The organism is Nocardioides pyridinolyticus (genome assembly GCF_054653575.1).
The window spans coordinates 28,893-41,028 of the sequence record NZ_BAAIFY010000020.1; the positions used below are offsets into that span (position 1 = coordinate 28,893).

Annotated in this window: 15 protein-coding genes; 10 read left to right on the forward strand and 5 right to left on the reverse strand. The window is 72.3% G+C overall.

What is annotated here, in order from left to right; all coding sequences use genetic code 11:
* The first annotated feature begins 144 nt into the window (after positions 1 to 144).
* Genes sigE through ACYQ0U_RS16450 form a run of 3 tightly spaced genes read left to right on the forward strand, consistent with a single transcriptional unit; the run spans position 145 to position 2,454 of the window.
* Entirely contained in the window at positions 145 to 720 is a 576-nt protein-coding gene (gene sigE / locus ACYQ0U_RS16440; RefSeq protein WP_459974831.1) for an RNA polymerase sigma factor SigE, read from the forward strand.
* Entirely contained in the window at positions 717 to 1,187 is a 471-nt protein-coding gene (locus ACYQ0U_RS16445; protein ID WP_459974833.1) for an anti-sigma factor family protein, read from the forward strand. Before sigE ends, ACYQ0U_RS16445 begins: the two co-directional genes overlap by 4 nt.
* Positions 1,188 to 1,191: 4 nt before the next feature.
* Positions 1,192 to 2,454 (forward strand): S1C family serine protease, encoded by a 1,263-nt coding sequence (locus ACYQ0U_RS16450; RefSeq protein ID WP_459974835.1) that lies wholly within the window; start codon positions 1,192 to 1,194, stop codon positions 2,452 to 2,454.
* A 231-nt stretch (positions 2,455 to 2,685) separates the two neighbouring features.
* Here ACYQ0U_RS16450 and ACYQ0U_RS16455 read toward each other — a convergent pair whose 3' ends face one another.
* Complete coding sequence (locus ACYQ0U_RS16455) at positions 2,686 to 2,913, reverse strand: helix-turn-helix domain-containing protein (protein WP_459974837.1); 228 nt, start codon at positions 2,911 to 2,913, stop codon at positions 2,686 to 2,688.
* A gap of 98 nt (positions 2,914 to 3,011) precedes the next feature.
* Between ACYQ0U_RS16455 and ACYQ0U_RS16460 the strand changes: the two genes are divergently transcribed.
* Both ACYQ0U_RS16460 and ACYQ0U_RS16465 read left to right on the forward strand, forming a co-directional pair.
* Positions 3,012 to 3,692, forward strand: a complete 681-nt coding sequence (locus ACYQ0U_RS16460; protein ID WP_459974839.1) for a hypothetical protein — start codon at positions 3,012 to 3,014, stop codon at positions 3,690 to 3,692.
* 2 nt (positions 3,693 to 3,694) lie between these two features.
* Positions 3,695 to 4,948 carry a CpaE/TadZ family protein gene (locus tag ACYQ0U_RS16465; RefSeq protein ID WP_459974841.1) on the forward strand — a complete coding sequence of 418 codons (1,254 nt, stop codon included), beginning with the start codon at positions 3,695 to 3,697 and terminating at the stop codon, positions 4,946 to 4,948.
* Here the strand turns inward: ACYQ0U_RS16465 and ACYQ0U_RS16470 are convergent.
* Positions 4,879 to 6,213, reverse strand: a complete 1,335-nt coding sequence (locus ACYQ0U_RS16470) for a hypothetical protein (RefSeq protein WP_459974843.1) — start codon at positions 6,211 to 6,213, stop codon at positions 4,879 to 4,881. The two genes, ACYQ0U_RS16465 and ACYQ0U_RS16470, sit on opposite strands and share 70 nt — an antisense overlap.
* Before the next feature lie 13 nt (positions 6,214 to 6,226).
* The gene (locus tag ACYQ0U_RS16475) at positions 6,227 to 6,586 is read right to left on the reverse strand and encodes a hypothetical protein (RefSeq protein WP_459974845.1); all 360 of its coding nucleotides are present in this window, start codon (positions 6,584 to 6,586) and stop codon (positions 6,227 to 6,229) included.
* A 117-nt stretch (positions 6,587 to 6,703) separates the two neighbouring features.
* On the opposite strand from ACYQ0U_RS16475, the gene ACYQ0U_RS16480 reads away from it, so the two are divergent.
* Genes ACYQ0U_RS16480 through ACYQ0U_RS16495 form a run of 4 tightly spaced genes read left to right on the forward strand, consistent with a single transcriptional unit; the run spans position 6,704 to position 10,299 of the window.
* Positions 6,704 to 8,149 carry a WS/DGAT/MGAT family O-acyltransferase gene (locus ACYQ0U_RS16480; RefSeq protein ID WP_459974846.1) on the forward strand — a complete coding sequence of 482 codons (1,446 nt, stop codon included), beginning with the start codon at positions 6,704 to 6,706 and terminating at the stop codon, positions 8,147 to 8,149.
* Positions 8,146 to 8,487 carry a DUF6912 family protein gene (locus ACYQ0U_RS16485; RefSeq protein WP_459974848.1) on the forward strand — a complete coding sequence of 114 codons (342 nt, stop codon included), beginning with the start codon at positions 8,146 to 8,148 and terminating at the stop codon, positions 8,485 to 8,487. The genes ACYQ0U_RS16480 and ACYQ0U_RS16485 overlap by 4 nt, the downstream gene beginning before the upstream one ends.
* A 17-nt stretch (positions 8,488 to 8,504) precedes the next feature.
* Positions 8,505 to 10,136: an L-glutamate gamma-semialdehyde dehydrogenase gene (pruA, locus tag ACYQ0U_RS16490; RefSeq protein WP_459974849.1), complete on the forward strand. Its 1,632-nt coding sequence runs from the start codon at positions 8,505 to 8,507 to the stop codon at positions 10,134 to 10,136.
* A 7-nt stretch (positions 10,137 to 10,143) separates the two neighbouring features.
* Entirely contained in the window at positions 10,144 to 10,299 is a 156-nt protein-coding gene (locus ACYQ0U_RS16495) for a hypothetical protein (protein WP_459974851.1), read from the forward strand.
* Here ACYQ0U_RS16495 and ACYQ0U_RS16500 read toward each other — a convergent pair.
* Positions 10,284 to 10,766: a DUF2505 domain-containing protein gene (locus ACYQ0U_RS16500; protein ID WP_459974853.1), complete on the reverse strand. Its 483-nt coding sequence runs from the start codon at positions 10,764 to 10,766 to the stop codon at positions 10,284 to 10,286. The genes ACYQ0U_RS16495 and ACYQ0U_RS16500 overlap by 16 nt on opposite strands.
* On the reverse strand, positions 10,763 to 11,248 hold the full coding sequence (locus ACYQ0U_RS16505; RefSeq protein WP_459974855.1) for a DUF2505 domain-containing protein: 486 nt from the start codon (positions 11,246 to 11,248) through the stop codon (positions 10,763 to 10,765). The genes ACYQ0U_RS16500 and ACYQ0U_RS16505 overlap by 4 nt, the downstream gene beginning before the upstream one ends.
* Before the next feature lie 20 nt (positions 11,249 to 11,268).
* Between ACYQ0U_RS16505 and ACYQ0U_RS16510 the strand changes: the two genes are divergently transcribed.
* Positions 11,269 to 12,087 carry a tryptophan 2,3-dioxygenase family protein gene (locus ACYQ0U_RS16510; RefSeq protein WP_459974857.1) on the forward strand — a complete coding sequence of 273 codons (819 nt, stop codon included), beginning with the start codon at positions 11,269 to 11,271 and terminating at the stop codon, positions 12,085 to 12,087.
* Positions 12,088 to 12,136 lie beyond the last annotated feature (49 nt).

The following is a 12,136-nucleotide window of genomic DNA, read 5'->3' on the forward strand; positions in this document are numbered from 1 at the left end:
ACACCGGCCGTGGCTCGCTCGTTCTCACGACTGACAGCGAGCCTTCGACGAGTGACACTGTTCTCACAGCGAATCTTCAGCAGGCATCCCTACGGTGAGGAAGGACGACAGCCGGTGTTCGGCGGACAACGCAAGGAGGCTCCGATGGAGACGACACAGGACGTCCCCTCCTGGGAGGAGATCGTCGAGCAGCACTCCGACCGGGTCTACCGCCTCGCCTACCGGCTGACCGGCAACCGGCACGACGCCGAGGACCTCACCCAGGAGGTCTTCGTCCGGGTGTTCCGCTCCCTGTCGACCTACACCCCCGGCACCTTCGAGGGCTGGCTGCACCGCATCACCACGAACCTCTTCCTCGACCAGGCCCGCCGCAAGCAGCGGATCCGCTTCGACGCGCTCTCCGACGAGAAGGCCGACCGGCTGACCAGCACGACGCCGACCCCGGACGCGGCGTACGCCGACCGCACCTTCGACGACGACATCGAGCGTGCCCTCGCGACGCTGCCCCCCGACTTCCGCGCCGCCGTGGTGCTGTGTGACGTCGAGGGCCTCAGCTACGAGGAGATCGCCGAGATCCTCGGCGCCAAGCTCGGCACCGTGCGCTCCCGCATCCACCGCGGCCGCGCCATGCTCCGCACCGCCCTCGCGCACCGCGCACCCACGGCCGGCCGCACCCGGATCGCCGGACCGGTGCTCGCGCCCTGGGGGTCCCCGACGTGATCGGGCACCTGGGCTCGCGGGTCAGCGCGCTGCTGGACGGTCAGCTGACCCCCGAGGAGACCGACCGCGCGTGGGACCACGTCCACACGTGCCACACCTGCCGTGACCGGGTCGAGCGCGAGGGCTGGGTGAAGACCCGGCTCACCGGGCTCTCCTTCGAGGTCGCCGCTCCCTGCGCCCCCGACTCGCTCAAGGGCTCCCTGCTCGGCGCGGCCGTGTTCGCGGGTCCCCCGGGCGAGGCCTACCTCGCGGGCGCCCCGGCCGGCCGGCGTACCGCCGTCGGCCTGGCGGCCATCGGCGGCAGCGCCGTGGGCGCCGCGGTGATGGGCGTGCTGGTGCTGGGCGTCGGCCCCGCGTCGGCTCCGGCGCCGACCACCCCGGTCACCTCGATCACCCAGGACGCACCGCGCACCCCGGCGCCGTCGACGGCCCGGCGGGCATCGGTTTCGCCCGACGGGTCAAGATAGGTCTGTGACGCAGGACGAACCCACCCAGCCGATCGGCCCGAGCGCTCCCCCGAGCGCGCCGCCGCCGAGCTGGGTGCCCCCGGTGGTGCAGTCGCCCCCGCACGCCTGGATGCCGCCGTCCGCCTCCCCGCCGCTGCCGCCGACGCGGCACGCCGCCCCGCGGGGCCGGGTTCCCGGCTGGATGTGGCCGGTCGTCTGCGTGCTCGCGCTCGTCGTGGGCGTGCTCGGTGGCTTCGTCGGCAGCCTCGCCCACGAGCGGCTCTCCGACGTCCCGATCGGCACCGTCGCGGACGGGCTGGACGGCGTCGACACCCTCAGCGAGGCGCCGCTGCCGGTGGACAACGGGTCGATCACCGCGGTCGCCGAGCGGCTGCTGCCGAGCACGGTGCAGATCTCCGCGGAGTTCGAGGGCCAGGAGGGCGGCGCGACCGGCTCCGGCTTCGTGCTGGACCGGCAGGGCCACATCGTCACGAACAACCACGTCGTCGAGGAAGCCCATGCCAACGAAGGCCTGATCGAGGTCGTCGACGAGGAGGGCAACCGCTACCCCGCCGACGTGGTCGGACGCAGCCCGGTCTACGACCTCGCCGTCCTCTTCGTTCCGAAGGCGCGCGACCTCGAGCCCGCCGCGCTCGGGGCCTCGCAGAGCCTCCGCGTCGGCGAGGCCGTGGTGGCGATCGGCTCGCCGCTCGGGCTGAGCTCGACCGTCACCGCGGGCATCGTGAGCGCCCTGCAGCGCCCGGTCACCACCGGCAACTCCGGTGACAACTCCTCCTACATCAACGCCGTCCAGACCGACGCCGCCATTAACCCGGGCAACTCCGGCGGCCCGCTGGTGAACCTGCGCGGCCAGGTCGTCGGCGTGAACTCCGCGATCGCCACCACCGGCGGCGCGATCGGCGGCGAGTCCGGCAACATCGGCGTCGGCTTCGCGATCCCGATCGAGCAGGTGCGCGTCACCGCCGACCAGATCCTGCGCACCGGCGAGGCTCAGTACCCGGTCATCGGCGCCCAGGTCCGCACCGGCGGCCAGCCCACCGGCGACGGCGCCGAGGTCGACGAGGTCAACCCGAACACCCCGGCCGAGGAGGGCGGGCTGAAGAAGGGCGACGTCATCACCGAGGTGGACGGCGAGCGCGTCGTGGACGGCATCGCCCTCATCGTCGCCATCCGGGCACACCGGCCCGGCGAGGAGGTCGAGTTCACCATCGAGCGCGACGGCGAGGAGCGCACGATCACCGTGGTGCTGGGCGCCGAGACGGGCTGACCGCGGCCCGGGACCGCCTGGGCCGATGGGTCGATGGGTCGATACCCACGGACGAAACGGAGGTGGAACCGGCGTCCGGACGACCGTTTCGCCCGTGGGTACGCCGACGGACCGCGCCGACGCCCACGGCCCGATAGCCACGGTCGATACGGATGTGGAGCCGGCGTCCGGAGGACCGTTTCGTCCGTGGGTACGCCGACGGAGCGCCGCCGACGGACCGCGACCAGACCCTCAGTCCGACTCGACGTACGGGTGCTCCTCGACGAACGCCTTCGTGTCGGCGTACATCTTCGCGATGAAGTCCTCGAGCGCGTCGGACTCGACCCGCCACTGGCCCCGCCCGCCGATCTTGATCGCCGGCAGCTCGCCGCGCCGCACCAGCGCGTAGACCTGCGCGCTGGAGGTGTTGAGCACCTCGGCCACGTCGGCGAGCGTGAGGAAACGGGGGGAGCCGGCCATGGCCCCATGGTCCCACCTCGCCCGACCCGGGACGCCGGGACGGGCCGCGCCTGTGGAGAACGGGTTTCGGAGGCGCGGCGGAGGGCGAGAATCCTCGCGTGAGTCTCGGCACGACCCAGAGCGCCACGCAGCGCCCTGCGGCTCCGGCGGCCCCCGCCCCGGTCCCGCCGGCCACGCGTGCCACGCGCTCCGGCTGGCGCGACCCCCGGCTGTGGGTCGGCGTCCTGATCGTGGTCGTGTCCGTGGTCGCCGGCTCCCGGCTGCTCGCCGCGGCCGACGACACCGTCACGGTCTGGTCGGTCGCGGCCGACGCCGGGCCGGGTGCCCGGCTCGACGTCGGCGACCTCGAGCCGACGCGCGTGCGGTTCGCCGACGAGGGCGATCTCGCCGCCTACTTCTCCGTCGACGACGAGCTGCCGGCCGAGCTGGTGCTGCTCCGGGGCGTCGGCGCGGGCGAGCTGCTCCCGCGCGCGGCCATCGGCACCGCCGAGACCTCCGCCGACACCGTCGAGCTCCCGGTCGCCGTCGACACCGAGCAGGTGCCGCCCGCGGTGCAGGCGGGCTCGGTCGTCAGCGTGTACCTCGTCGGCTCCCGCGACTCCGGCCCGCTGCTCGACGACGCGACCGTCGTCGACGCCCCGCCGCTGGAGAGCACATTCGGCACCACGACCGGTCGCCGCCAGCTCGTGCTCGCCGTGCCGGCCGAGGACGCCGCGGCGTTCCTCGCCGAGCTCGGCCGGGTCGACCAGCCGGTCCTGACCGTCGTCCGCCATGGCTGACTATGGCTGACCGCGCCCTCGTCATCGTGGTCGCCTCCGGGGCGGCCTGGGAGCCCGCGGTGCTCCAGCGGCTCGGCGACCACCCCGGCATCGTCGTGCTCAAGCGCTGCGTCGACGTCGACGACCTGCTCGCGGCGGCCACCGCCGGCCAGGCCGACGTCGCCGTGCTCGGCCTCGACTCGCCCGGCCTCGACCGGTCCGCGGTCGACCTCCTCCAGCGGTACGGCGTCCGTCCGGTCGCCATCGCCGCCGGCGGCGCCACGCTGGACGGCGGCCGGCTCCGCGCCGCGCGGATCGGCATCGCGCGGGTCGTCACCGACGACGACCTGGACTCGCTGCCCGGCGCCGTGCTCGCCGAGGAGTCTCCGGACACCGTCGTGCGAGCCCCGCAGCCCGGCGGGCCGCCCCCGGCGCCCGTCCCCGGATCGGCCGGCCGGGTGGTCGTGGTCTGGGGCCCGGCGGGCGCGCCCGGCCGCACGACCGTCGCCGGGGCGATCGCGTCCGAGCTGGCCCGGCGCAAGCGGCGTACCGTCCTCGTCGACGCCGACCCCTACGGCGGCGCGGTCGCCCAGCAGCTCGGCATCCTCGACGAGGTCTCGGGCCTGCTGTCCGCGGCCCGGCTGGCCGCGTCCGGCCAGCTGGAGGAGCGGTTCGGCTCCGTGCAGCGCGGGATCGACGGCCACCTGAGCGTGGTGACGGGCCTGCCCCGCGGCGACCGCTGGATCGAGGTCCGGACCGGCACCGTCGAGCACCTCCTCGAGGTCGGGCGGGAGCAGGCCGAGGTCGTGGTCGACACCGGCTTCTGCCTCGAGGACGACCCGGGCTCCGACTACGGCACCCGGCCCGGCCGCAACCGGATGACGCTCGGTGCGCTCGAGGTCGCCGACGAGGTGGTCGCCGTCGGCAGCGCCGACCCGGTGGGCCTGACCCGGCTCGCCCGCGGCCTGGTCGCGCTCGCCGAGCTCGGGCGCGAGCCGCACGTCGTCGTCAACCGGATGCGGGCCACCCTGGGCTGGTCCGAGCGCGAGATCGCCGCCATGGTCACCGGCTTCGCCCGGACCGCGAGCGTGCACTTCCTGCCCGAGGACCAGGCGACCGTCGACCGGGCCCTGGTGGCCGGCCGCACGCTCGCCGAGGTCGGCGACTCGCCGCTCGCGCGGGCGGTGGGCCGGGTGGTCGACGGGCTCTACGCCGCGAACAGCAAGTACAAGCCCCCCACGGTGAACGCCACCATGGCGAACAGCAGCGGGAGCTGACCGGTCAGCTGGTGCCGCTTGGGCAGCACCTGGATCGCGCGCTCATGCGCCGCGACCACCCCGAGCACGTGGCCGATGACGACCGCGAGCACCTTGATCGTGGCGAGCGCGGTCGGGTGGTAGTAGATCCCGTAGTTCGGGTCGTAACCGGCCGTGCCGAACCAGTTGCTGCCGTTGCTGAACGGGTCGGACAGGTTGACCAGCGTCTCCTGGCCGACGACCACGAAGTAGCTCAGGTAGTGCGCGACGAAGTAGCCGGCCACGATCGGGACGACCGAGTGGGCGAACAGGTTCGGGAGGTCGCGGCGCCGCAGGTCGTCCCCGAGACCGGTGAGCATGCAGCCGACGGCGAAGATCACGCCCGCGCCGACGCAGAACGCCAGCAGCGCCAGGTTGTCCAGCGTGTACTTGGTGAAGGTCTCCTGCGACTGGATGAACTGGATCCAGTCCTGGGAGTCCTTGAACGAGTCGAACGCCGTGCTGCCGAACAGCACCGCGACCACCGCCACCAGCCCGGGGCGCGCCGGGGTCGTGTCGAGGTTCGCGAGCGGCGTACGCACCACGAGCAGGTCGCCGCGCCGGCCCCAGACCGACATCCGGGAGACCAGGGTCGAGAAGACCTCGAACGGGTCGGCGCGCTCGTAGAAGGTGTTGCCGAACAGGGCGCCGCCGACCAGCATCACGGCGACGTACGCCGCGCACCAGAGACGGATCGGGCCGATCTCGGTGGAGTAGGGGTAGACGAGCTCCATCCACACGAACGCCAGCAGGCCGAGCGCCGCCGGCCAGTACCCGAGCCGCTCGGGGTAGGTGAGGACGCCGCGCTCGGGGTCGCCGCCGGAGATCTTCGCGAACGCGAGGTTGAGCGTGCGGACCGGGCTGATCGCCTTCCACACCGGGCCGAACAGCAGCGAGAGCGGCACCAGACCGACCCACAGCCACACGTAGAAGATGCCGAGCAGCGGGTTGTTGACGACGTCACGGCCGAAGACCGCAGCCATCGCGGTGTAGAGGAAGAGCAGGAAGCCCAGCGTGCGCAGGGCGATCCGCCACCCGGCGGAGTCGACGAGCCGGGCGATCCAGCCCGGCGCCGGGCGCCCGCTCGTGGCGGCGTCGTAGCGGGGGGTGCGCCACGCGACGGCGAGCACGGTGAACGAGATGACCAGCGCCGCCGTCGCGCCGGCGATGGTGAGCTCGGTCGGGATCGGGAGGTCCTTCGCCCCGCCGATGCCGTGCGCGAGCGTGATCCCGTCGGAGCCGCTCAACGTGCTGGGCAACTCAGCGGACTTCGAGCTGGACGATGACCTTCTCGAGCGTGTGCGACTCGACGTCGACCGTGCTCGGGGTGTCGATGCCCTGGATGGTCACGGTGGTCTCGCCCGCGCCGTACTCGAGCTCCTGCTCGGGGTCGGAGTGCACGTGGATCTCGCCGGGCTGGTCGGCGGTGATCTCCAGCTCGACGTCCTGGCCGGCGGAGACGTCGACGCGCTCGCCGTTCGGCGTGACGGAGTCGCCCTTGAAGGTCACCTCGATGACCTTCGGCTCCGAGCTGTTGCCCGCAGGCTTCTCCTCGTCGCCGCAGGCGGTCAGCGGCAGCGCGCACAGCAGCACGGTCAGGGTCGCGAACGCTCGTCGCATGAGCGGCATCCTCCGGGTGTGACGGATTCGGGCGTGACGTCTGCCAGAATCCCATGTTGATCCAACCGCCGGCACGGGTGTCCCCCTGATGACCAGACGGAAAGAGGCGGAGAGCACATGAGCGAGCGGCTGCGGCCGCGGGACGTGGCGTTGCTGGCCGAGGAGTCGCCGTCGACGCCCATGCACAACGCGACGGTCGAGATCTTCGAGCTCGGGGAGTCCGGGTTCGACTACGGCAAGCTCGTGCGCCTCGTCCAGGAGCGAATCTCGTTCGTGCCCCGCTACCGGCAGCGCGTCCAGACGGTGCCGGGCCGGATCGCCAACCCGGTCTGGGTGGACGACGAGAGCTTCGACATCGGCTACCACGTACGCCGGTCGGCGCTGCCGCGTCCCGGCAGCCTGGACCAGCTGCGGGAGCTGGTGGCGCGCATCGTGTCGCGGCCGCTCGACCGCAGCCGACCGCTCTGGGAGATCTACTTCGTCGAGGGCCTGGCCGACGGCCGGGTCGCGATCCTGTCGAAGTCGCACCAGGTGCTGGTCGACGGCATCCACACCGTCGACCTCGGGCAGGTCCTGCACGACACCTCGCCCGAGCCCAAGCTGCTCGGCGGCGACGAGTGGCGCCCGGACGGCTCGCCCTCGCCGTTCTCGTTGATGGCGGACGCCGTCAAGGACACGGTGACCGCGCCCGCCACGGTCGCGGACACCGCGCGCAGCGCCAGCGGAGCGGTGTTCCGCGGCGCCGCCGGGGCGTTGCAGTCCGCCGGCCGGGTCGTGGACGCCCTCACGAACCGGACGCCGTCCGCGGACTCGCCGATCATCGGACAGCTCTCGCAGCAGCGCCGCGTGGTCGCGATCAGCACCCCGCTGGCGAGCTACCGCACCATCCGCGAGGCGCACGGCGGCACGGTCAACGACGTCATCCTCGCGACCGTCACCGGCGGCCTGCGCGCGTGGCTGATGGCCCGCGGCGAGTCGATGCGCGGCGTCCGCCAGATCCGCGCGGTCGTGCCCGTCTCGGTGATCGACGACGAGCTCGAGGCGACCTCGCTCGGCAGCCAGATCGCGCCGCACTTCGTCGACCTGCCCGTCTGGGAGACCAGCCCGGTGGTCCGGCTGCACCAGGTGTCGTACTCCTTCCAGACCCACAAGGAGACCGGCCGCGCGGTCGCCGCGAGCCGCCTCACGAGCATCTCCGGGTTCGCACCGGCGTCGTTCCACGCGATCGGCTCGCGGGTCGCCGCCGCCGAGCGGCGGAGCTACCACCTGAACGTCACCAACGTCCCCGGGCCGCAGGCGCCGCTCTACGCCGCCGGCGCCAGGATGGTCGAGACCTACCCCGTGCTGCCGCTGCTGGAGGGCCACCCGCTGGCGATCGGCGTGACGTCCTACGACGGCAAGGTCTTCTACGGCATGACCGCCGATCGTGACATGCTGCCGGACGCGGACCTGCTCGGCGCGTGCGTGCTGGAGGCGCTCGACGAGCTGCTCGACTCCGCCACCGGCGGGCGCACCCGCGCCCCGCGCGGCCGCCGCAAGCGCAGACAGGAGACGAGCACGTGAGGGTCTACCTGCCGACGACGATCGCGCTGCTGGCCGAGCAGCACGCCGCGGGCGCGGTCGTCGTGACCGACGAGCTGGTCGTGGCCGAGGACGACAGCGAGGACGCCGAGTACGCCGCGCTGATGACCGCCGCGGACGCCTCCGCGGCCGTGCTCGCCGGCCCCGGCCGCCGGGTCGTGGTCGTCGCCGAGCTCGACCGGGAGCCCGAGCCCGGGTGGACCGTCCCGCTCAAGCGCGTGGTCGCGGTGCACGCCGACACCGAGGACCGGCCCGCCGGGGCCGACCCCGACGAGGACCTCGGGTGGTTCGCGACCCAGGAGATCCCGGACCTGTTCTGACGGTTACCCTCGCAGGCATGGACGCTGTCACCACCCCGCCGGCTCCCACCAACGAGCCGAACCTGACCTACGCGCCGGGCACCCCCGAACGGGAGGCCCTGGTGGTGGAGATCGAGAAGCTCGAGAAGAAGCAGAAGAACCTGCGCGGCTACGTCGGTGGACGGTGGAAGGCCGGTGGCGGCGCCGAGACCCAGGTGGTCCAGCCGCACGACCACCAGCACGTGCTGGGCACGCTGAAGAACTCCACGCAGGCCGACGCCCGCGCGGCCATCAAGGCCGCCGGTGAGGCCGCGCCGGGCTGGCGCGACATGGACTTCGACGACCGGGCGGCGGTGCTGCTCCGGGCCGCGGACCTGCTGGCCGGCCCGTGGCGCCAGCGGCTCAACGCGGCCACCGTGCTGGGCCAGTCCAAGACGCCGTTCCAGGCCGAGATCGACGCGGCGTGCGAGCTCATCGACTTCTGGCGCTACAACGTCCACTACGCCCGGGAGATCCTGGCCGACCAGCCGATCGCCAACAGCCCCGGGGTGTGGAACCGCACCGACCACCGTCCGCTCGAGGGCTTCGTCTACGCGATCACGCCGTTCAACTTCACCGCGATCGCCGGCAACCTGCCCACCGCTCCGGCGCTGATGGGCAACACGGTGATCTGGAAGCCGTCGCCGACCCAGCAGCTGGCCGCGTCGCTGACGATGGAGCTGCTGGAGGAGGCCGGGCTGCCGCCGGGCGTGATCAACATGCTGCCCGGGGACGGCCTGGAGGTCTCCGAGGTCGCGCTGGCGCACCCGGACCTGGCCGGCATCCACTTCACCGGCTCGACGCCCACCTTCCAGCACCTGTGGCGGACCGTGGGCGAGAACATCGCCGGCTACCGGTCCTACCCGCGGATCGTGGGGGAGACCGGCGGGAAGGACTTCATCGTCGCGCACTCCTCGGCCGACCCCGACGTGGTGCGGACCGCGATGATCCGCGGCGCCTTCGAGTTCCAGGGCCAGAAGTGCTCGGCCGCCTCGCGGGCGTACGTCGCCCGGTCGGTGTGGAACAAGATGAAGGACTCGCTGGTCTCGGAGATCGAGTCGATCACCGTCGGCGACCCGACGGACTTCTCGAACTTCATGGGTGCGGTCATCGACGACCGCGCGTTCGCCAAGCACCAGGCGGCGATCGCGCGGGCGAAGCGGTCCCGCAAGCTCGACGTGCTGGTCGGCGGCACGCTCGACGACTCGGTGGGGTACTTCGTGGACCCGACCGTGGTCGAGGGTGGCGACCCGACCGACGAGATGTTCACGACCGAGTACTTCGGACCGATCCTCGCGGTCCACGTCTTCGACGACGGTGACTTCGAGAAGGTCGTGCGGAACATGGAGTCGATCGCGCCGTACGCCCTGACCGGCTCGGTCATCGCCCGCGACCGCCGCGCCGTCGCGTGGGCGCAGGCCGAGCTCCGCTTCGCCGCCGGCAACTTCTACATCAACGACAAGCCCACTGGTGCGGTCGTCGGGCAGCAGCCCTTCGGCGGCGGCCGCGCGTCGGGCACCAACGACAAGGCCGGCGCCGCGGTCAACCTGCTGCGCTGGACCTCGCCGCGCTCGATCAAGGAGACCTTCGTCCCGCCGACCGACTACCGGTACCCCTACCTGGGTCGATGAGCGGTCGATGATCCTGATGCACATGGGTGCGCTGCACCCGGTCGAGAAGCTGCTGACGCTCGCGCTGGCCTTCGGACCGTTCCTGGTCCTGGCGGCGGTGGTCCTGATCCGCCGCCGCCACGACCGGGCGGAGGAGTCCCGGGAGGCTCAGCGGGACAGGTAGTCCCGGCCCGCCTCGTTCTCCGCCTCCAGCGCCTTGCGGAGCATGTGCGCGACCAGCTTCTCGATCTTGCCGGCCACCAGCGGGATGCGGACCCGGATCTCGAGGTCCACCTTCTCCACGGTGCCGCCAGCGGTCTCCTCGAGCACAGCCGAGCCGACCATCTCCCCGGGCTTGCCCGGGATCGACACGTGGACGTCGGCCTGCCGGCCGCCGGTCCAGGTCTCCTCCTGGACGATCTGGATCTCGTCGCCGACCAGCTTGGTCGCGAACGACGGCAGACCCTTCGCAGGCTGCACCTGGTCGATGGTCACCACGGTCGCGTCGCCGGACTCCGCCACGGCCGCGGTAGCGCGGAGCACCTTCATCCGGTGGCAGGCCCCCTCGCGGAACGCGGGGTCGGTCAGCATCGCGTAGACCTCGTCGGGGGAGGCGTCGTAGGCGAGCTCCATCGTCACCTTCGTGGTCATCGGCGCTCAGCCGCCAGCCAGGCGACGCCGACCGCGTGCTCGGCGTCCATGCCGGCGGCGATCCTCTCGGCGAGCAGCTTCTCCAGCTTGCCGCCGACGAGGGGGACCTTGATCTTCAGTTCGAGTTCCACGACCTCACGTGTACCCGATCCCTCGGCGCGCAACGTGATCGTGCCCCGCACGTCCGACGGCTTGCCGGGTGCCTCGATGCTCAGCGTGCCACCGGTCGAGTCCTCCCACTCCTCGTGCTGGATCGCCCGCGTCGAGTCGCCGGCGAAGGTGCGCGCGAACCCCGGCAGGTCGTCGGTCCGCTGCTCCTGGTCGATGGTGAGCGTGAACCCGTTGCCTGTGCGCTCGAGATGCACCTCGGCCGAGATCACGTCCTGCGCGGCGCACGAGGCCTCGCGGAACGCCGGATCGGCCAGCATCGCGAACACGTCCGCCGGAGGGGCGTCGTAGGTCAGGTCGTGTCGGAACTTCATGCGGACATAGTCTCAGCCTCATGACCGCCGAGGACGCCTCCGAGACTTTCGTCTCCTTCGGCGAGCAGGGTGCCCAGCTGACCTACGGGTCGTACCTCCGGCTTCCCCAGCTCCTCGACTCCCAACACCTCGAGTCGGACCCGCCGGCACACGACGAGCTGCTCTTCATCACGATCCACCAGGTCTACGAGCTCTGGTTCAAGCAGCTGCTGCACGAGGTCTCCTCGGCGCGCGACGCCATGCTGGCCGGTGCGGGCGGCGGTCGCCTGTGGTGGGCCCAGCACCTCCTCGCCCGGGTGCACGTGATCGAGCGGGTGCTCGTCCACCAGGTCGACGTCCTGGAGACGATGACCCCGCAGGACTTCCTGGAGTTCCGGCAGCGGCTCGCCCCGGCCAGCGGCTTCCAGTCGGTGCAGTTCCGGGAGCTGGAGTTCGTCTCCGGCGCCAAGGACGCCCAGTACCTCGACCGGTTCAAGGGCATCACGCCCGCCGAGCGGGAGCGCCTCGACGGCCGGCTCGCGGAGCCGACGCTGTGGGACGCCTTCCTCGCCGTCCTGCGCTCGGTCGGCCTGCCCGCGGACACCGACGCGGAGGTCTCGGCGTCGATGCGCAGCGTCGCCCACGACCGCGACCAGTACGCCGTCGTGTGGGCCCTCGCCGAGGCGCTGCTCCAGCACGACGAGCTCGCGGCGAGCTGGCGCGCGCGGCACGTCGTCATGGTCGAGCGGATGATCGGCAGCAAGTCGGGGACCGGCGGGTCCAGCGGCTCGACGTACCTCCGCTCGCGACTGCCGGTGCAGTACTACCCGCTGCTCTGGGACCTGCGCAGCGAGCTGTGAACTCGGGGCCCGGACTGGTGGGTAACCGATCCGGGGTCCTACTGTCGGA